The organism is Neptuniibacter sp. QD34_54, assembly GCF_047778055.1.
GTDB lineage: Bacteria > Pseudomonadota > Gammaproteobacteria > Pseudomonadales > Balneatricaceae > Neptuniibacter.
The window spans coordinates 896,441-915,650 of sequence record NZ_CP180546.1; the positions used below are offsets into that span (position 1 = coordinate 896,441).

At 45.1% G+C, this 19,210-nt stretch carries 16 protein-coding genes; 10 read left to right on the forward strand and 6 right to left on the reverse strand.

The window, feature by feature from the left end; translation table 11 throughout:
• Positions 1-55: 55 nt before the first annotated feature.
• The 3 genes from ACMXYP_RS03860 to ACMXYP_RS03870 form a co-directional block, all read right to left on the reverse strand.
• Positions 56-2,092, reverse strand: a complete 2,037-nt coding sequence (locus ACMXYP_RS03860; protein ID WP_415883694.1) for an SUMF1/EgtB/PvdO family nonheme iron enzyme — start codon at positions 2,090-2,092, stop codon at positions 56-58.
• Between the two features lie 155 nt (positions 2,093-2,247).
• A complete protein-coding gene (kdsA, locus tag ACMXYP_RS03865; RefSeq protein WP_415883695.1) occupies positions 2,248-3,096 on the reverse strand; it encodes a 3-deoxy-8-phosphooctulonate synthase in 849 nt (282 codons plus the stop codon).
• A gap of 62 nt (positions 3,097-3,158) precedes the next feature.
• Positions 3,159-3,569 (reverse strand): hypothetical protein, encoded by a 411-nt coding sequence (locus ACMXYP_RS03870; RefSeq protein WP_415883696.1) that lies wholly within the window; start codon positions 3,567-3,569, stop codon positions 3,159-3,161.
• 139 nt (positions 3,570-3,708) lie between these two features.
• Between ACMXYP_RS03870 and ACMXYP_RS03875 the strand changes: the two genes are divergently transcribed.
• Positions 3,709-4,233 carry a HugZ family protein gene (locus ACMXYP_RS03875; protein WP_415883697.1) on the forward strand — a complete coding sequence of 175 codons (525 nt, stop codon included), beginning with the start codon at positions 3,709-3,711 and terminating at the stop codon, positions 4,231-4,233.
• A gap of 12 nt (positions 4,234-4,245) precedes the next feature.
• Here ACMXYP_RS03875 and ACMXYP_RS03880 read toward each other — a convergent pair whose 3' ends face one another.
• Positions 4,246-4,452, reverse strand: coding sequence for a DUF2788 domain-containing protein (locus ACMXYP_RS03880; protein WP_415883698.1), 207 nt, complete (start codon positions 4,450-4,452; stop codon positions 4,246-4,248).
• Between the two features lie 480 nt (positions 4,453-4,932).
• Between ACMXYP_RS03880 and nrdA the strand changes: the two genes are divergently transcribed.
• From nrdA to ACMXYP_RS03905, 5 genes are all read left to right on the forward strand, one after another.
• Complete coding sequence (gene nrdA, locus ACMXYP_RS03885; RefSeq protein WP_415883699.1) at positions 4,933-7,197, forward strand: class 1a ribonucleoside-diphosphate reductase subunit alpha; 2,265 nt, start codon at positions 4,933-4,935, stop codon at positions 7,195-7,197.
• Between the two features lie 101 nt (positions 7,198-7,298).
• Entirely contained in the window at positions 7,299-8,429 is a 1,131-nt protein-coding gene (gene nrdB, locus ACMXYP_RS03890; protein ID WP_415883700.1) for a class Ia ribonucleoside-diphosphate reductase subunit beta, read from the forward strand.
• An 11-nt stretch (positions 8,430-8,440) separates the two neighbouring features.
• On the forward strand, positions 8,441-8,707 hold the full coding sequence (yfaE, locus tag ACMXYP_RS03895; protein ID WP_415883701.1) for a class I ribonucleotide reductase maintenance protein YfaE: 267 nt from the start codon (positions 8,441-8,443) through the stop codon (positions 8,705-8,707).
• A gap of 581 nt (positions 8,708-9,288) precedes the next feature.
• Complete coding sequence (locus ACMXYP_RS03900; RefSeq protein ID WP_415883702.1) at positions 9,289-9,714, forward strand: hypothetical protein; 426 nt, start codon at positions 9,289-9,291, stop codon at positions 9,712-9,714.
• Between the two features lie 78 nt (positions 9,715-9,792).
• Complete coding sequence (locus tag ACMXYP_RS03905; protein ID WP_415883703.1) at positions 9,793-10,185, forward strand: hypothetical protein; 393 nt, start codon at positions 9,793-9,795, stop codon at positions 10,183-10,185.
• A gap of 33 nt (positions 10,186-10,218) precedes the next feature.
• Here the strand turns inward: ACMXYP_RS03905 and ACMXYP_RS03910 are convergent, their stop codons facing one another.
• Positions 10,219-11,067 carry an AraC family transcriptional regulator gene (locus ACMXYP_RS03910; protein ID WP_415883704.1) on the reverse strand — a complete coding sequence of 283 codons (849 nt, stop codon included), beginning with the start codon at positions 11,065-11,067 and terminating at the stop codon, positions 10,219-10,221.
• 15 nt (positions 11,068-11,082) lie between these two features.
• On the reverse strand, positions 11,083-11,682 hold the full coding sequence (locus ACMXYP_RS03915) for a LysE family translocator (protein ID WP_415883705.1): 600 nt from the start codon (positions 11,680-11,682) through the stop codon (positions 11,083-11,085).
• 212 nt (positions 11,683-11,894) lie between these two features.
• Between ACMXYP_RS03915 and cysM the strand changes: the two genes are divergently transcribed.
• The 4 genes from cysM to ppc all read left to right on the forward strand — a co-directional run bounded on the left by cysM (position 11,895) and on the right by ppc (position 18,963).
• Entirely contained in the window at positions 11,895-12,791 is an 897-nt protein-coding gene (gene cysM, locus ACMXYP_RS03920) for a cysteine synthase CysM (RefSeq protein ID WP_415883706.1), read from the forward strand.
• 253 nt (positions 12,792-13,044) lie between these two features.
• Positions 13,045-15,306: a GTP diphosphokinase gene (gene relA / locus ACMXYP_RS03925; RefSeq protein WP_415883707.1), complete on the forward strand. Its 2,262-nt coding sequence runs from the start codon at positions 13,045-13,047 to the stop codon at positions 15,304-15,306.
• 25 nt (positions 15,307-15,331) lie between these two features.
• Entirely contained in the window at positions 15,332-16,150 is an 819-nt protein-coding gene (gene mazG, locus ACMXYP_RS03930) for a nucleoside triphosphate pyrophosphohydrolase (RefSeq protein WP_415883708.1), read from the forward strand.
• Between the two features lie 203 nt (positions 16,151-16,353).
• Entirely contained in the window at positions 16,354-18,963 is a 2,610-nt protein-coding gene (ppc, locus tag ACMXYP_RS03935) for a phosphoenolpyruvate carboxylase (RefSeq protein ID WP_415883709.1), read from the forward strand.
• Positions 18,964-19,210 lie beyond the last annotated feature (247 nt).

A 19,210-nucleotide genomic window follows, 5' to 3' on the forward strand; every position in this document is an offset into this window, starting at 1 on the left:
CATTAAGGCAACGCCAGGCTTAACTGAGGCTGAGCAGTTAAGCCTGAAACTTGTTCTAGTCTAGATCTAAAGCAACACGGAAGCCCCAGCTATTGCGTTTAGAATCGATCGGGTGGCGGTAGCGACTGGCAGGTCTAATTAAACGCTCGATCTCAAACCAAGAACCGCCACGCATAACCCGATTTTTACAAGCTCTCTCCTGGTAAGCTGATCCGTCTATAGGTGCAGAAGCGTAGTTTTCGAGATAGCAATCTGCAACCCACTCATCAACGTTACCGGTCATGTCGTGAAGTCCCCATTCGTTGGCAGGGAAACTACCGACAGGTGCTGTTTGTTGACCATCCCATTGACTTCCGCAGCCTGCACAAGCAGCCATATTTTCTTTTAGCTCATTTCCCCACCAATAAGTGGTTAAGCTGCCAGCTCGAGCTGCATACTCCCATTCAGCTTCTGTCGGAAGGCGATAAGGCTGACCTGTTTCACCACTGAGCCATCTGGTATAAGCAACAGCATCGCGCCAAGTTACGTTGATCACAGGGCGATTACCTCGCCCCCAACCACCGTCATCGGGCAGGGCTCTGCGGGTCGCTTTGGCAAAGGCATCATATTCGGCAAAGGTCACTTCAAATCGAGAAAGGGCAAATGGCTTTTTGATAGTGACAACATGCACAGGCTTTTCATTATCGTCACCAATGCCCGCTTGGTCGCCCATACGGAAGTTTCCTGAAGGCAGTACGACCATATCTGGACCATATAGGGTGTCGGATATCTGATCTTTAAATAATTGCTGTCCCGGTTCATCTGGCTCTTGATTGTTGAGTTTTTTCAAGGCCGCTTCTAAATCATGTTCTAGAACCGCTTTGCTTATTGTGAGCGAGCGAAGCTCTTTTTCCTGATTGTTGTGAAGCTCTTGTTGAGCTTGTAAAGAATCGTACATTTGCTGTAAGGCTTCTTGCTGCTTCTTGATTTGCAGAGCCTGAAAGTCTTTCTCTTTGAAGTTCATGAAGTCAGAGATAAACCAACCAAGCAGGTAGCCACTAATAAACAGCACAGAGCCTGCTATGGTATAGATCGCTGTTTTAGGTATTTTAGGCAACTTTAAGCCGACCTTAAGTTTATCTTTTAAAGAAGGCTTGCTCTCTTCTGATGTAAGTTCTTCGCTCTCTGTATCATCGTTTACCGAAGCGTCGGTTGTAGCTTCGCCATCTTCTGTGCTTTCAGATTCGGCAGGCGCAGTCTCGTCTTCTGTTTGTGGAGGGAAGAGGGCTTTAACAAGCTCTGTACAGTTAGGTGGACGCTCTTCTAAATCGGTTGAAAGCGCTTTTTGGAGAACCTCCCACTGTTCATTATCTAATCCAGAAGGTTGATCTAGTTGTTTACGAACTCTATCTGCTTCCCCTTCGGTACTTTTAAAAGCAGGTTTGCCGGTAAATAACTCATACAAAATGCAGGCGTAAGAATATACGTCGGTTTTGCGGCTTAACTGACTAGGGTGAAAAGCTTCGGGCGATTGGTATTGCTGGTAATGGAAAGGCTCTTTGCTAAAAGCCGCAATCGCTTCATAACATTCACGTACGGCAAAGAGTGTTAGTTTTACCCCGCCTTTACGGTTGATAAAGATCGTTTCGCTATCCAAACAGGCATGTGGCTTTCGTAACTTTTGAAAGCCCATATCTATAGCATAAGCAACTTGTCTGATCAGACCCAGCTGTTGATTGGGCTGAAGTGAATTACCTTTTTTAATGAGGGCCGCTAGGGTCAGGCCATCAAGTTTTTCGTAGGAAAGGAAAAGTAGCCCACCTTTATGACTGAAGAAACCATAGCATTCCGCTATATGCTTGTTTTGCAGTTGCTTGCTGAGCGCTGCATGCTTTTTGATATTTTCGGCAAAACTATTTTGTTTAAGGAAATTGGGATTAAGAATAAGCAGGGTAACTAAAGGGCTGCCTGCAACGCCAACATCTTCCGCTTGCCATAGTTGTCCAAACGGATGAGGACTGTTGTGTTTGATAAGTTTAAAACGATGATGCTCTGGCCCAAGGAGAGTCCCTTCTTGTAAAGCATCATAAATAGTTTCTGGCGAGTCGCTCATAAAGACTGATCCTATTCCTTATCCATGTGCATATCATAGACAAGGCCAGCCTTCTTGGTTAGCACTATTTTGCTACTTTTTATTGGAACACTTTGATTTATAACGCCTAGGAAGCTTTGATATAGGAAAACTTCCTAGGACTAGGTTGTTCAGCTTCAGATAGATGTATCTAAAGGAGGGAAGCTTTTGACTAGATCATCCACGGCTTTCATCTGTGTTAGGTATGCTTCAAGCGTGCTTAATGGTAGCGCACAAGGGCCATCACATTTGGCTTTTTCTGGATCAGGGTGTGCTTCTAAGAATAGACCGGCAATGCCCTGAGATAAGCCTGCGCGAGAAAGTTGGGCGGCAAGTGCGCGGCGTCCACCGGCTGAATCGGCACGGCCCCCGGGCATTTGTAGAGCGTGGGTTGCATCAAACATAACGGGGTAGCCAAACTCTTTCATGATAGAGAAGCCGAGCATATCAACGATCAAGTTATTGTAGCCGTAGCAAGAACCACGTTCACATAAGATCAGACGATCGTTACCTGCTTCTTCACACTTGTGCAGGATATGTTTCATCTCTTGTGGCGCTAGGAACTGTGCTTTCTTAATGTTGATAACTGCATCGGTTTTAGCCATTGCTTCTACCAGATCTGTCTGACGTGACAGAAAAGCTGGAAGCTGGATGATATCGCAGACTTCGGCAGCAGGCGCTGCTTGGAATGGCTCGTGCACATCAGTAATCAAAGGCACTTTGAATGTGTCTTTGATCTCTTGAAGGATCTTAAGACCCTCATCTAAACCGGGACCACGGAAAGAGGTTAGGGAAGAGCGGTTTGCTTTATCGAACGATGCTTTAAAAACATAAGGGATGCCTAGCTTTTCAGTAACAGTGACATAGTGTTCGGCAATCTCCATGGCTAAATCACGGGATTCCAATACGTTCATGCCGCCAAATAGCACCATCGGTTTGTCGTTGGCAATTTCAAAATCTGCGACCTGTACGCTCTTCTGTTGCATCTTTGTAGTCATCCATAAAAGTCAGAAAGATGCATTATAACGGCTTCTTAGCAGAGAGGCTTTTAATTTGTTGTTGGAAAAAGGTGTGCGTATTTTCCAATCCATTCAAGCGCTGCATCTTGATCTGAGAGCTCGCGGCCCTCTTCATTCAGCACATGACTCCTATAGCGTTGTATATAACAAAGCTGCTCTAACATACGAATACGTATAAGCGCGTCAGAGTTGTTAAAGGTTATTCCTAGTTCATAACCCTGAGGGGTGTTGTCACAGCTTTGGATAACGCCATAAACCTCTAGATTTTCAGCAATGCTAGGAATTTTGATTTGAATATTCTCACCCAAATGGAATGGCGTAGGTGAGTGACAGATAAGTTGGAGTGAAGAGGGGAGTGTAGAAACCGAATGGGTCTCTTGGAGCTTGAGTTCGATTGGGAACTCATCGGGATGACGAATAAGCACTTTTGAATCGCCCATGATAATCACCTTACCAGTACTGCCAGTATAGCTATGATTCGCATAACTGTTGTATTTTAGTTATCGGCTGGTGTTTTCCAGTCTGAAGAAATAAATGGTTAGAAACTGTACGACTTTGGAGTGAATACGAGGGGACCTTATGTCAGAGCATAAAGAAGGCCAAGCAGCACCAGATGAAGCCTGCAAACAATTACAGGAAAGTAAGAAGACCTTGTTGCTGTCGACTCTGAGTGCCGAAGGGTTCCCTGAAATTAGTTATGCGCCCTATGTGAAGGATAAGCAGGGGAGCTTTTATATTTTCATTAGTGAGTTAGCAGCGCATACCCAGAGTTTGTTAGTTAACAATGAATGTTCCGTGATGTTTATTACTGATGAAGAACAGTCGCAGAATATCTTTGCGCGTGAGCGTCTTATCTATAGCTGTTTATCCGAACAGGTTGATAATCAAGATGATGCCTATCAGAGCATGCTGGATGATTTAGAAGGGAAGTTTGGGAACGTTGTGGGGATGTTACGTTCCCTGCCAGATTTTCATTTGTTTAGATTAAAACCGCAGCAGGGACGTTATGTCGTAGGTTTCGGTAAGGCTTATGTTGTAGATGCGAGTTCTGGATTGTTGGAACATATCAACGAGAAAACGTTAAAAGAATCGAAACCGGATTAGATATGAGGATGATTAGGCGGCTCCGCCCATCATCTCCACAACAACTGTTTTTACCAAAAAGGCAGCTAAGCCCAAGCCTAAGGCAAAAAATAGAATGGCAGTACCGAATTTACCGGCGTTGGATTTTTTTGCTAGATCGTAAATGATAAAGAATATGAAACCAGCAAATACTGCAAGACCAATATTCAGAGCAATTGCTTCCATTTCTGCTAGACGCATTTAGGCTACCTCTGCTTTAAGCTTAAAATTGGCTGCAAATCATACAGGATTTTGTTGTAGAACGGTACTCAGGGAGTGTTGCTCAAAAGCGTACGTTGCGCTTTAAATTTGCACCAAAATTTGGCGTGGAATTGGACGACTTGCGATGGGTCAAAAAAATAAAAAAAAGTTGGATTGCGGTAAAAATAATTAGTTCCCCTGAAAGCCCCGCCAAATCAATGTTTTCGCTGTTTTTTAGGGCTCGCCTACACTCTAAAAAGTCCAAAATCAAGAGTTGCATTCACCTCTTATATCACTATATTTAGTGTCTTGAATGACTTGAAGCACCACATGTTGTGCCTCTTGACAGAGTAGAGTCTAAAACCTGCAGCCCGCATGATCGCGTTATTTTTCGTGCTTTTGCCAGATTTTAACGGCAAATTCAGGGCTAAAAGCAGGATCATAATTACAAATATATCTGAGTGTTATTTGGAAGGTCGCATGCAGCAAGATCTGATGGTTACGAAAAGGGATGGTCGGCAAGAACAGCTTGATCTAGAAAAGATCCACAAAGTTGTAATCTGGGCCGCAGAAGGATTAAACGCAGTATCACCGTCAGAAGTTGAGCTTAAAGCTCACTTACAGTTCTTCGAGGGTATGAAAACCTTCGATATCCACGAGACTCTAATCAAGTCCGCTGCCGATCTAATTTCAGAAGATGCACCTGATTACCAATACCTATCTGCTCGCTTGGCTATCTTCCATTTGCGCAAGCGTGCATTTGGTCAATTCGAGCCACCACACCTGTATCAACATGTTGCAACACAGGTAGAAGCGGGCCGATATGACAAACATCTAATCGCAGACTACACAGAAGAAGAGTGGGGCGTTCTTAACGACTACTTAGATCACAAACGTGATATGAACTTCTCTTACTCTGCGGTTAAACAGCTGGAAGGTAAGTACCTTGTCCAGAACCGTGTAACTGGCGAAGTTTACGAAAGCCCACAGATTCTTTACATGCTAGTGGCAGCTTGCCTGTTCGCGGATTATCCGAAAGAAACGCGTTTGGATTACGTTAAGCGTTTCTACGATGCGACTTCTCTATTTAAGCTATCTCTGCCTACACCAATCATGGCAGGTGTGCGTACACCTACGCGTCAGTTCAGCTCATGCGTACTGATTGAAACAGGTGACAGCCTAGACTCGATCAATGCAACATCTGCATCGATTGTTAAATACGTATCTCAGCGTGCAGGTATTGGTATCAACGCCGGTGGTATTCGTGCACTTGGTAGCCCAATCCGTAATGGTGAGGCGTACCACACAGGTTGTATCCCATTCTATAAACACTTCCAGACAGCGGTTAAATCATGCTCTCAAGGTGGTGTGCGTGGTGGTGCAGCAACGCTGTTCTACCCAATTTGGCACTTAGAAGTTGAATCTCTATTGGTTCTTAAAAACAACCGTGGTGTTGAAGAGAACCGTGTACGTCACCTTGATTACGGCGTACAGATCAACAAGCTAATGTACACTCGCTTGATCAAAGGCGGCGAAATCACATTGTTCAGCCCACACGAAGTGCCGGGCCTATACGAAGCCTTCTTTGCTGATCAAGATGAGTTTGAGCGTCTATACGTTCAATACGAGAACGATCCAAACATCCGTAAAGAGAAAATCAAAGCGGTTGAACTGTTCGGTATCCTTGCTGCAGAGCGTGCGCAGACGGGTCGTATCTACATTCAGAACGTTGACCACTGTAATACGCACAGCCCATTTGATCCGGCTGTTGCACCTGTTAAGCAGTCTAACCTTTGCTTGGAAATCGCACTGCCAACTAAACCGTTGCAGCATGTGAATGATCCAGAAGGTGAGATCGCACTTTGTACGCTGTCTGCGTTTAACCTAGGTGCCCTAGAGAACCTAGATGAGCTAGATAACCTAGCTGATCTGATCGTTCGTGCGTTGGATAACCTATTGGATTATCAGGATTACCCAATCCCAGCAGCGCATACATCGACAATGAATCGTCGTCCTCTAGGTGTTGGTGTGACTAACTTCGCATACTACCTAGCGAAGAACGGCGTTAAGTACTCCGATGGTTCCGCAAACGGCCTAGTACACAAAACATTTGAAGCGGTTCAGTACTACCTACTGAAAGCCTCTAACGAGCTAGCTAAAGAGCGTGGTGCTTGTCCTAAGTTTGACGAGACTGTTTACTCGAAAGGCTTGCTACCAATCGACACTTATAAGCGTGAAGTAGATGAGTTCTGTGAAGAGCCATTGCACTACTTCTGGGAAACACTACGCGAAGACATCAAAGAGTTTGGTCTACGCAACAGTACTCTAACAGCGCTAATGCCTTGTGAAACATCTTCACAGATCACTAACTCGACTAACGGTATCGAGCCACCACGTGGTTACGTATCGGTTAAGGCGAGTAAAGATGGCATCATGAAGCAGGTTGTTCCGGGTTACACCGAGCTGCGCGACCAGTATGAACTGCTTTGGGATATTCCAAACAACACTGGTTACCTACAGCTTGTTGGTATCATGCAGAAGTTTGTGGATCAGTCCATCTCTGCAAATACTAACTACGATCCTGCGTTGTTCCCGAACGACAAAGTACCAATGAAGCAGCTTCTTCAAGACCTGCTTACGGCTTACAAATACGGTGTTAAAACCCTTTATTACCATAACACCCGTGATGGTGCTTCTGACCAAGCAGATGACGGTGGTTGTGAAGGTGGTGCGTGCAAACTGTAATAGGTTTGCCGCAATCCACTGACCACTCAGAGTAAAGCGCCTGTCACAATGTGTCAGGCAATATAATTAGATTTATCCAGGTTTCAGGAACGAACACTCCGATGGCGTACACTACGTTCAGTCACAGTACTCACGATGCAACTAAAGAGCCGATGTTTTTCGGCAAAAGCGTAAACGTTGCTCGTTACGACAGACAAAAATATCCAATCTTTGAAAAGCTGATTGAAAAGCAGCTGTCGTTCTTCTGGCGTCCAGAAGAGGTCGATCTATCGACTGACCGTAAAGATTTTATGAATATGCCGGAGCACGAAAAGCATATTTTCTTGAGCAATTTGAAGTACCAGACGCTACTTGATTCTGTTCAAGGGCGTTCACCTAACGTTGCCTTTCTACCAGTCGTGTCTATACCCGAGTTGGAAACATGGTTCGAGACTTGGGCGTTTAGTGAAACGATTCACAGCCGCTCTTACACGCATATTATTCGTAATATCATTACTGAACCGTCTGAAGTATTCGATCAGATCGTGACAAACCCAGAGATCATTCGCCGTGCGGATTCTGTGACACGTTTGTACGATGAGTTCATCAACCTATCCAGTGTTTACAGCATTCACGGTGAAGGTCTACATACGGTTGATGGCAAGGTTTACGACACGTCTATGCGTAACCTTAAGAAGAAACTTTACCTAACGTTAGTATCTATCAACGTACTAGAAGCGATCCGTTTCTACGTAAGTTTTGCATGTTCTTTTGCCTTTGCAGAGCGTGCGATCATGGAAGGTAACGCTAAGATCATTAAACTGATCGCCCGTGATGAAGCGCTGCACCTAACGGGCACGCAGCACATGCTAAACATCATGGCATCTGGCGCTGATGATCCAGTCTTTAAAGAGATTGCTAAAGAGTGTGAACCAGAGGTTTACGCCATCTTTAAAGAAGCAGCTCAACAAGAGAAAGATTGGGCTGAGTACCTGTTCCGTGAAGGTTCGATGATCGGTCTTAACGCTCAGATCCTATCTGACTACGTTGAGTACATAACTAACGTACGTATGAAAGCGTTGAACTTGGAAGAGATCTTCCCATCACGTCAAAACCCACTGCCGTGGATGAATGCGTGGTTGATCAGTGACAACGTTCAAGTGGCACCGCAGGAAGCGGAGATCAGCTCTTACCTTGTAGGTCAGATCGACAACGAGGTGGATGAAGGTGATTTCGACGGCTTTGACCTATAAGAGGCAAGCGAATGTCTGGCCCATCACGCATCAAAGTTAACCATCACCATACGTTCTACTATCAGTACGAACCGACCTTGTTAGATGCGCTGGAAGCACAAGAGATTCCAGCGCCGTACAACTGCCGCGGTGGATACTGCGGCTGTTGTAAAGTTCGCCTGATCGAAGGTGAAGTCCAATATGTTCAAGAGAGCTTATTGGACCTGCAGGATGACGAAGTCCTAACCTGCTGCTGTATCCCGAAAACACATATCGAATTAGAGATGCCTGACGAGTGAGTGGGCACTTCCTAATCCTTTCTTTGCACCAAAAAAATAATGCACAGCTACAAAAAAAGTGCGGTGATATCTGTGGATTTCGCCACTGTGCATTATTCTTGTGCACAGCTAAAAATTTCCCTTGTCAATATTGCATTAATTAATTTTAGAAAGTTTAAAAAATCTTGTTGATTTATATAACTGATTGAAATTAAAGGATTAATTTTTGTTGGGTTAAATTTTAAACTATTTGCTGAATTCAACGTAATTAGTGCCTTTCAGCGATCTACCCAAAAACTATTCACTGAGTTATCCACAGAAGGTGGGGATGTTTTTCATTTGGTAAAAATTGTCGTTTGTGGACAAGAGATGGGATAACTCGGTTGGTTTTCTTCCACAAGTAATCTTGCTATGTTTGATGGGCCTTCACATGGAAAGTGAATCTTAAGCATCTCTTTTTAAGTCTTTGCCATTCCTAGGTAGGTGTTCTGAGTTATTGAAAACTTGTCCAGATTGTAGGGTGCAATAGCGCAGCGTATTGCACATTACTTACACATGTTCGATGAGATGAAGAAAGTTTAAGAAGGTTGTTGGATATCTAAATGAATATTTTAGAGTTTTTCATGCCGGTAGCATTATTAGCGATAGTTAGTTTCATCGGCGTAAATTATGCTTTTTCAAGGAAACCTTTTTGGCAGCAACTACATAATATATATGGCTGCTCCAGAAAGGAGTATCTTAATATTCCTGAATTATCTAAAAACCATAGCCGATTTGTTTTTTATGAAGAAGCATGGGAAAGTGAAAATTGCATTGAAGTAAAGTTGAAGGGTAAGTATCTCTATCTAGGTCCTTATAGGTTATTTTCGTTATTTATAAAACCAATAAAAATCCCGATATGCGATTTAATTTACAAAGGAAAGAAGGATTATTGGTTGAGCACTCGGGATGCATATGAATTTAAGAGTGTTTATGGGTATAAAATTGCTCTGCGAGAAGGCTTGATAGAACCTGTGACTAAGGATTAGTAATACCTCATAGGTTCTTCTCATAGTACTGTACTAGCTGAACTATGAAGTGTATTTGGTAGGGAACAATAAGTAGAAATGGAATTAATTTTTTTTGTTTTATTTACAGCTATCGTAATGACTTTGAGTAAGCTTATGTTTGCTCGAGGAGAGCTTTGGCAAGAATTGAGGCAATTTTACCCTTGTGAATATAAGGAAAGTAATAAGGGAGTGAAAGTAAAAGGGCGTTTTTTATATTGCGTTGATGGCGATTGGATGAGTAACAATTATATACATCTAAGTTTCGATGAAAATTTTGTATATCTAAATGTTACTAGGCCTTTTGGGGCTATTGCTAAACCAATAAAAATGCATAAGTCTGAACTGGTTTATGAAGGGACGAAGCGATATTTTCTTTATCAAAGAAATGCCTACTCTTTGCTACAAACTCAAAGAATAAAGTTAGCCTTCCCTACCGACCTCAATATATAGCGATCCTCGACCCAAGCTAACTCTTTTGCTGCTTTACACAGTCCCCACAAAAAACGACTGATAGCTCTTCGGGGTTACCGCCACGCGTTTCTTAAAGTGCCTTTGAAAATGGCTTTGATCGGCAAAGCCCAATTCCAGTGCTGTCTCCGCTAAACCATTCCCTTGTTGCAGTAGTTGCTTAGCTCTATTGATCCGTTGGTTCAGTTGATAAGCATGCGGAGCTTGGCCGTATTGCTGTTTAAAACTGCGGATTAGGTGATAACGGCTTAATCCGGTTTCGGCACAAAAATCATCGAGAGACCAAGGTGAATCGAGTTGGTCCATGATCAGTTCCTTTACTCTATGGATATGGAAGTTATCCAGCGCCTTTTGATCGCTTTGGGTATTAAGGTCTTTGCCAAACAGCGTTTTCAGATATTCGATCAAAAGGGTTTCAGCTGCGAGTTTATTGTCGCTCTCACTGAGCTGCTGAAACAGGCTGTCGAACTGTGTAAATAAGCTTGGGTTACTTTGCAGGACTTGGTTAAACGCGAGGTAATCCTGATTGTTGCTACTGAAGAGTTCTTTTTGTAACTCACTAATCCAATCGGTATCGATAAACAGCATACGATAAGACCATTCACCTGCATCAGGGTTGCAGGAGTGAGCATCGCCCGGGTTAATCGTCACCGTGGTGCCTTGATGGATCTGATTTGATTGTTTCAGGTTGTGGTATTTGGCGCTACCGGTATCGATCACGCCGAAAGAAAACTCATCATGGGAGTGAGTTTGGTAGCAAGCTGCCGAGCGATGAGCTGAGCGCATTTCTATAAAAGGCAGCGAAGCACAGCGAGCAAAAAACTCGGCAGGCTTTTGTGTATTGGGTTTGCTGGTCTTTTTCATCGGCTAACTCAGGCGCTAATTTATCCAGATTGGTGCAATCGTTAGAAATAACATTATGCCCATAATGCGGTTAAATAGCTTTTGCTGTTTGGGTTGCGCTAGATAATCTTTAATCAGATGCCCAGCGACAGCCCAAGTTCCAACGCCAATCAGGCACGCCGCAAAAGAGATTGCGCCAAACACACCTAAATATAGTTGAGGCTCGGACTGGTTTAGTACAAATACACTCACACCTGAGATCGAGACTAACCAGGCTTTAGGATTGAGCCCTTGGCTGAGTGCGCCTTGCATAAAAGTGGGCGGTGTTGAGCTCTGTTCTAGGTTATTGGACTCACCGGTTGCCGTAGCAATTTTGTACGCCATATAGATAAGAAAGGCGCTGCCCAGATATTTAAGGATAACCAATAGCTGTGGATTGTTTTGAAATAGCTGATGCGTACCTGCGCCTGCAAGCAAAACAATCAATGTGTAAGAGATTGTCGCCCCGAGTACATGGGGCAGGGTACGTAAAAAACCATAAACCGCAGCGGAACTGGTCGCGATAATATTCACAGGGCCGGGGGTAATCGCACCGACAAGGGCAAAGACAGCCATAGATAGGGCAAGTGCAAACATAGGAAACCTTCTAACGTAAATTATTGGCTTACTATGGCAGTGCTTAAAACCAATTTATTGAACGAAATTGCGCTGGGCTATGCTTGTTGGTGAAGAGTAGATTTCTTGTGCTTTTAGGGAACCCTCGGTAAACTTTTGTGTCCTTTATATAGGCTATAAAAAACAGCTTTTTTATAACTTATTATTTGTTTCTTATAACGGTGAAAAATTCTATGAGCGTGCAGTTTCCAACAATTGAAGACTATGTCGGTAAGACCCCACTTGTGCGTCTACAGCGTATAGGTCAGGGCAACGGCAATGTGATTCTATGTAAGCTGGAAGGCAATAACCCTGCAGGCTCAGTTAAGGATCGTCCTGCGCTTAGTATGATTCAGCGTGCGGAAGATCGTGGTCAGATTAAGCCGGGTGATACTTTGATCGAAGCAACATCAGGTAATACAGGTATTGCCTTAGCCATGGCTGCTGCAATCAAAGGTTATAAGATGAAGTTGATCATGCCTGATAACAGCAGCGAAGAGCGTAAAGCTTCGATGACGGCTTACGGCGCAGAGCTTATCCCTGTCACAAAAGAAGAGGGCATGGAAGGTGCGCGTGATCTAGCACTAGCTATGCAAGAGCGTGGTGAAGGCATCGTACTTGATCAGTTCTCTAACCTTGATAACCCGGAAGCGCATTATCAGGGTACAGGTCCTGAGATCTGGGAACAGACTCAAGGTAAAGTGACTCACTTTGTCAGCTCTATGGGCACTACCGGTACCATCATGGGAACGTCTCGTTTCCTTAAAGAACAAAGCGCGGATGTTCAGATTGTCGGTTTGCAGCCAAGCGAAGGTGCACAGATTCCTGGTATCCGTCGCTGGCCGCAGGAATATCTACCTAAGATCTTTGATGAAAGCCGTGTAGATAAAGTTTTGGATATTGGTCAGCAAGAAGCTGAAGACACTATGCGTGAATTGGCGCAGAAAGAAGGTATCTTCTGCGGCGTATCTTCCGGTGGTGCTGTTGCGGGCGCATTGCGTTTAGCAGAGCAAGTCGAGAACGCGGTGATTGTTTGTATCATCTGTGACCGTGGTGATCGTTACCTTTCAACTGGCGTGTTTAACGGTTAAGTTTTGATCGCAAGATGTTTTTTGCAATATAGAAAAGCCCCAATGGGGCTTTTTTTGTGCTTGGCATAAAATATTAGTAGGCATTAATGCTTAAGAAATTCGCGCTTTGGCTTCTGAAGGAATAGAATATGCGCCGCATGAGTAGAGAGCAGAAGTTGATTAATCACTTCTAGCCCATATATTTAGTGCAGATAAAAAATAATAAAAATAGCCGGTGAACGGTAGGGTTAATTTCTGGGAGCAGTAGTAGAACATGGTTAAGGTACGTCAAGACCAGCCTATTCTAGACGATGGATCTGTAGATCTAGATGTTTGGTTGGAGCACCTTCAAGATCTTACAGACATTGAAGATATCGATGTTATTCGTCGTGCTTGTGAAATGGCAAAACAAGCGCAGGATAACAGCGAAGCATCAGAAGATGTCTGGGCTGAAAATAGCCATAACAGCTACCGCACAGGCCTAGAAATGGCGCAGATTCTTGCGGATCTGCATCAGGATCAAGATTCCCTCGTTGCCGCTATTCTTTATCGCGCAGTGCGTGAACGTAAACTGCCTATCGAGCGTGTTCGTAAACAGTTCGATAAAGGCATCGCCCAATTGATCATGGGCGTTCTCCAAATGGCTGCTATCGGTAGCCGTAAAAATCCTCGAATTGATGAAAGCGTATTGGGTAGTGAAACTACTCAGATGGATAATGTCCGTAAGATGCTGGTGGCGATGATTGATGATGTGCGTGTGGCGCTGATCAAAATTGCTGAGCGTACTTGTGCTATTCGAGGTGTAAAAGACGGCAGTCGCCGCAAACGTTATCTTGTGGCGCGTGAAGTATTTGATATCTACGCGCCGCTTGCTCACCGTCTTGGTATCGGTCATATCAAATGGGAATTGGAAGACCTTTCCTTCCGCTATCTAAAGCCTAATGACTATAAACACATTGCCAAGCTTCTGGATGAGAAACGCTTAAACCGTCAGGACTATATCGACAAGGTTGTTCTGCGTTTAGAAAGCGAGCTAGAAAACGTCAATATTGATGGTGAGGTTAGCGGTCGCGCTAAGCACATCTACAGTATCTGGCGAAAAATGCAGCGTAAGAATATCGAGTTTAGCCAAGTTTACGATGTTCGTGCTGTACGTATTTTGGTGCCGCAAAGCCGTGATTGCTATGCGGTGCTGGGTATTGTGCACAGCCTATGGCGCAATATTCCTCATGAATTTGATGACTACATCGCTTCCCCAAAACCTAACGGCTATCGTTCCCTTCATACCGCTGTATTTGGTCCTGAAGGTAAAGTATTAGAGATTCAGATCCGTACCTTTGATATGCACGAAGAGGCGGAGCTAGGTGTATGTGCCCATCACCTATATAAAGGCACAGATACCAAGCAAAGCAGTGATGCCTACGAAGATAAGATCGCATGGTTGCGTCAGGTGCTTGAATGGCACGATGACTTGGGTGAAAGCGAAGAGTTTGGTGACATGCTGCGAGGCGATGTTGTTCAAGATCGCCTCTACATCTTTACCCCTGATGGCCACGTTATCGATATGCCTAAAGGTGCGACGCCGGTTGATTTTGCCTACCGCGTTCACACCGAAATCGGCCACCGTTGCCGCGGTGCCAAAATCAATGGTCGTATCGTTCCGTTAAACCGTCGTCTACAGACCGGAGATCAGGTCGAGATCATGACGGGTAACGAAGAGCGCCCGCGTCGTGATTGGCTAAATATCAACCTTGGCTTTGTAACGACGCCACGAGCGCGTGCCAAAGTTGCGCACTGGTTCAAGTTCCAGGCGAAAGAGCAGAATGCCGATGCCGGCCGCTCTATCGTTGCGAAAGAGTTTAAACGCTTGGCAATTGATCTAGACGAACTGGATATTAATCAGATCGTTGAACAGGTTAATTACAAGAATACTGAAGATATGTATGCCGCTTTAGGTGCGGGTGATCTACGTCTGTCGCAGATTATCAATGCCGCTCAGAAACAGGTACTGCGTGAAGAGGAAGAGCAGCTGGATCTGGCTCTGCCAGCACAGAGCGCAGGTGATTCTGGTCAGCCAGAAGGAGTTCGCATTCGTGGTGTAGGTAACCTGCTCACTACGATGGCGAGTTGCTGTAAGCCTGTATTGGGCGATCCTATTGCCGGTTATATCACTCAAGGCCGTGGTGTTTCTGTTCACCGTGAAGACTGCATCAACATGATTCAGTTGCAGGAACGTGAGCCTGAAAGGGTGATCGAAGTTGATTGGGGTGAAACAGGCCAGACAACTTACCCTGTGGATATTTATATCGAAGCGTTCGACCGTTCTGGTCTTCTACGTGACGTTATGTTGTTGATGGCGGAAGAAGATCTAAACATTATTGCTGCGAATACTCTGTCTGATAAGCGCGACAATATTGCACGTTTAACCCTAACTACCGAGATCTCTAGTCTGGATCTTTTGGGTCGTATTATGGACAAGATCAATCAGGTGCCAAACGTAATGGAAGTTCACCGTCAACGCGGTGGCACCAACTAATAAGCTGGATGTAGGTTTTTGCGGTATGGCTCAGTACACAATTGATGATCTTATCTATCTGATGTCACGTTTGCGTGATCCCGAGACAGGCTGCCCTTGGGATCTTAAGCAGACCTACGCAACTATTGTGCCGCATACCTTGGAAGAGGCGTATGAGGTTGCAGATGCTATCGAGCGTGAAGACTGGGAACATCTAAACGACGAGTTAGGTGATCTGCTGTTCCAAGTGATCTTTTATACCCAGCTGGGTTCTGAAGATAAGCGATTCGACTTTTCCACAGTCGTAAACAACCTGATCGAGAAGTTAGTTCGTCGACATCCTCATGTTTTTCCAGACGGTACCTTGCACTCCAATTGTGCAGATAACCCGATCTCGGAAGAGGAGATTAAGCGCAATTGGGAAGCGATCAAACAGCAAGAGCGCGATGCAAAAGAAGCAAAAGGTATCAGTCGTGTATTAGACGATGTGCCGCGTGCTTTGCCTGCTCTGTCTCGTGCTGCTAAATTGCAAAAGCGCGCTGCGCAAGTAGGTTTTGATTGGAACGAAACCGAAGCCGTATTGGGTAAGATGGAAGAGGAGTTAGCAGAGCTTCGTGAAGCCATTAAGTCCGGTGATAAAGCTGCGGTAGCAGATGAAATGGGCGATATGCTTTTTGCTCAGGTCAATCTTGCCCGTCACCTTGGTGTAAATCCTGAACATGCTGTGCGTGGAACCAACCAAAAGTTTGAACGTCGCTTTAGCTTTGTTGAAGACCAAGTGCTCGCATCTGATCGCGACTGGGATGGTTACTCTTTAGAGGAATTAGATGCCTTTTGGGATCAAGCCAAAGCTAAAGGTCTGTAGCTACTTTAAAAGGTTCATAGCAGGCTTTTAGCATGCAGTTAAAGCACTTTACTCCTCCTTACATACCTCTCTTATAGCCCTGTTTTAGTGCGCTATTCCTTAAATAATTAACTGAATTTACTGTGTTTTTCTTCTTTTTAATGGGTTAGCATCGAAGAAAACCGACTCCATCGGTATGCGAATTTTTGCGTCAGGAGGGATATATGACCAATCTGCACGAAGCTTTACGCGATGATGTTCGAATGCTCGGCTCCAGCCTTGGGGAGACCATAAAAGCACACCTTGGTGATGAACTGTTTGATAAGATTGAAGTGGTACGCCAGTTAGCGAAAGAGGGGCGTACGGAAGAAAACGCAGAGCACGAAGAGCTGTTAAAAGCACTTCGTGAATTGGGCGAAGACGAAGTATTACCTGTAGCCCGTGCGTTTACCCAGTTTTTAAACCTCGCCAATATTGCTGAAGAGCACCACCGGGTACGTCGTTACCTCGAAGTCACCGATGTTTGTACCCCCGATTCCCTCTGCACTCTGTTTGCTCAACTACGCCAGAAAGGGTTTACGCCAAAACAGATTGCTGATTCTTTATGTGATACCCAGATCGATCTTGTGCTTACGGCACACCCTACTGAAGTTAACCGCCGTACCTTAATCCAAAAATACGATGATATTGCTGACTGCCTACGTCGCTTAGATAGAGGCGATGAGGAAGCACAGGTTCGTTTGGATGAATTGATCCGACAGATTTGGCACACCGATGAGATCCGTAAGCAACGCCCAACGCCGGTTGATGAGGCGAAGTGGGGCTTTGCAGTAATCGAAAATTCCCTTTGGACAGCGGTACCTAAGTTCCTACGTCGACTAGATGCTCAGTTAAATGAGACGTTGGGTGAGCGTCTACCACTCGATAGTTCGCCAATTCGCTTTGCCTCTTGGATGGGGGGGGACCGAGATGGTAACCCGAACGTTACAGCCAAAGTCACCGAAGAGGTGTTACTGCTTTCCCGTTGGATGGCGGCTGATCTTTATCTGAAAGATGTTGATGCTTTACGTGCCGAACTGTCTATGCACCAAGCCAGCAAAGAGTTAATTGAGCGGGTAGGTGATTGCGCAGAACCCTATCGTAAATTACTCGGTGATGTGCGGAATCATCTGCAAGGCACTAAAAACTGGGTTGCGCGTCAGCTGAAAGGCGACGTTGATGGCGATTACGATGTTTATGTCCACGAGGAAGAGCTTCTAGAACCGTTGATGCTGTGCTATCGCTCTTTGCAAGAGTGCGGTATGGGTATCATTGCTGAGAATGCGCTGGAAGATATTATCCGTCGTATCGCTTGCTTCGGCCTAACCTTGGTGAAGTTAGATATTCGCCAGAGCTCTGATCGTCATGCGCAAGTATTTGAAGAACTATCACAGTTTTACGGCCTAGGTTCATACAGTGGATGGACTGAAGAAGGCCGTCAAAGCTTCTTGTTGAAAGAACTGCAAAGCAAGCGTCCGTTGTTCCCTAATGAGTGGGTACCATCAGATGAGGTGCAGGAAGTTCTAGATACCTGCCAAGTTGTAGCGACAGCTGATAAGAGTGCATTGGGCTCTTATGTAATCTCCATGGCGAGTCATCCTTCCGATGTATTAGCCGTTATCTTGCTTCTGCGTGAGATGGGCATCAGCCATAACATGCGTGTTGCACCGCTGTTTGAAACCCTAAATGACCTTGAAAATGCTCGCGACTGTATTGATGCCTTGTTAAGCGTTGATTGGTACAAAGCCTACACCCAAGGCCATCAAGAGGTGATGATCGGTTATTCCGATTCCTCCAAAGACGCTGGTCAATTGGCCGCGGCTTGGGGCCAGTTTAAGGCGCAGGAAGGGCTAACTCAGCTATGTAAAGATCATGGTGTTCACTTAACCTTGTTCCACGGTCGTGGTGGTACAGTGGGTCGTGGTGGCGGTCCTAGTCACACAGCGATTTTGGCACAGCCTCCGGGTTCTGTAGATCATAGTCTGCGCTTAACCGAACAGGGTGAGATGATCCGCTTTAAGTACGGTATGCCTGATTTGGCGATTCGTAACTTAGAGTTGTGCACAGGTGCTGTATTGGAAGCTACGCTTAGTCCGGCTCCTGGGCCAGAGCAAGCGTGGCGTGAGCAGATGGAAGCGATGGCTAAACGCGGCTTAACGGAGTACCGTGCTATTGTGCGGGAAAACTCAATGTTTGTGCCGTATTTCCGTGCGGCTACGCCAGAGCAAGAGCTAGCGAAGTTGCCTTTGGGATCGCGCCCAGCCAAACGCCGACAGGATGGTGGGGTAGAGAGTCTTCGTGCGATTCCATGGATCTTCGCGTGGACGCAGATTCGCTTAATGCTGCCAGCATGGTTGGGTAGTGATAAAGCATTGCAAGAAGCGCTGAATGAGAGCAGTCAGTCGCTGGTAAAAGAGATGTACCAGAAATGGCCATTTTTTAGATCCACTATCGACATGCTTGAGATGGTATTGGCAAAGAGTGATCGCAATATATCGGCTTACTATGATGAGCAGTTGGTTTCTGAAGAGCTAGGTGTACTGGGCTCAAGTTTACGTCAGCGTCTTGGTGATATTGTTGGTCTGATCAATAAGATTAAAGAGCAAGATGGCTTATTGGATGCTAGCCCTGTGATTCGCCAGTCGATCGATGTGCGAAACCCGTATATTGATCCGCTGCATTTCTTGCAGGCAGAATTGCTTCATCGAGATCGTAACCAGCCAAATGAACGCTTAGAGCAAGCGCTAATGGTAACCATGGCGGGTATTTCCGCCGGTATGCGAAATACTGGATAAGCTGATTTTTCAGCGATTTTCGCTGTTTTTATGATCTAAGTTACTGCGGTGCAGCAATAATTGCTTGTGCTGCAGTGACTTGATAACGTAGTCTCTTACACAGATTTTTAATTCAAAGCCGCTGTTGAAACTCCCGAACTTTCAATAAGTTTGCTGGAGATGTGGCCGCTTTGACGATGACAACCTATCAAACTAACGGACTTATACCTTGGTTCCATAAGTCCTGTATTGGTAGTCCTAATGTCGA

Bases quoted from the DNA above. Each gene is read 5' to 3' on its own strand.
- ACMXYP_RS03880 (WP_415883698.1), bottom strand. From the start codon at position 4,452: ATGCGTCTAGCAGAAATGGAAGCAATTGCTCTGAATATTGGTCTTGCA.
- ACMXYP_RS03860 (WP_415883694.1), bottom strand. From the start codon at position 2,092: ATGAGCGACTCGCCAGAAACTATTTATGATGCTTTACAAGAAGGGACT.
- ACMXYP_RS03900 (WP_415883702.1), top strand. From the start codon at position 9,289: ATGAATATTTTAGAGTTTTTCATGCCGGTAGCATTATTAGCGATAGTT.
- ppc (WP_415883709.1), top strand. From the start codon at position 16,354: ATGACCAATCTGCACGAAGCTTTACGCGATGATGTTCGAATGCTCGGC.
- yfaE (WP_415883701.1), top strand. From the start codon at position 8,441: ATGTCTGGCCCATCACGCATCAAAGTTAACCATCACCATACGTTCTAC.
- ACMXYP_RS03905 (WP_415883703.1), top strand. From the start codon at position 9,793: ATGGAATTAATTTTTTTTGTTTTATTTACAGCTATCGTAATGACTTTG.
- nrdA (WP_415883699.1), top strand. From the start codon at position 4,933: ATGCAGCAAGATCTGATGGTTACGAAAAGGGATGGTCGGCAAGAACAG.
- mazG (WP_415883708.1), top strand. From the start codon at position 15,332: ATGGCTCAGTACACAATTGATGATCTTATCTATCTGATGTCACGTTTG.
- nrdB (WP_415883700.1), top strand. From the start codon at position 7,299: ATGGCGTACACTACGTTCAGTCACAGTACTCACGATGCAACTAAAGAG.
- cysM (WP_415883706.1), top strand. From the start codon at position 11,895: ATGAGCGTGCAGTTTCCAACAATTGAAGACTATGTCGGTAAGACCCCA.
- kdsA (WP_415883695.1), bottom strand. From the start codon at position 3,096: ATGCAACAGAAGAGCGTACAGGTCGCAGATTTTGAAATTGCCAACGAC.
- ACMXYP_RS03870 (WP_415883696.1), bottom strand. From the start codon at position 3,569: ATGGGCGATTCAAAAGTGCTTATTCGTCATCCCGATGAGTTCCCAATC.
- ACMXYP_RS03875 (WP_415883697.1), top strand. From the start codon at position 3,709: ATGTCAGAGCATAAAGAAGGCCAAGCAGCACCAGATGAAGCCTGCAAA.
- relA (WP_415883707.1), top strand. From the start codon at position 13,045: ATGGTTAAGGTACGTCAAGACCAGCCTATTCTAGACGATGGATCTGTA.
- ACMXYP_RS03915 (WP_415883705.1), bottom strand. From the start codon at position 11,682: ATGTTTGCACTTGCCCTATCTATGGCTGTCTTTGCCCTTGTCGGTGCG.
- ACMXYP_RS03910 (WP_415883704.1), bottom strand. From the start codon at position 11,067: ATGAAAAAGACCAGCAAACCCAATACACAAAAGCCTGCCGAGTTTTTT.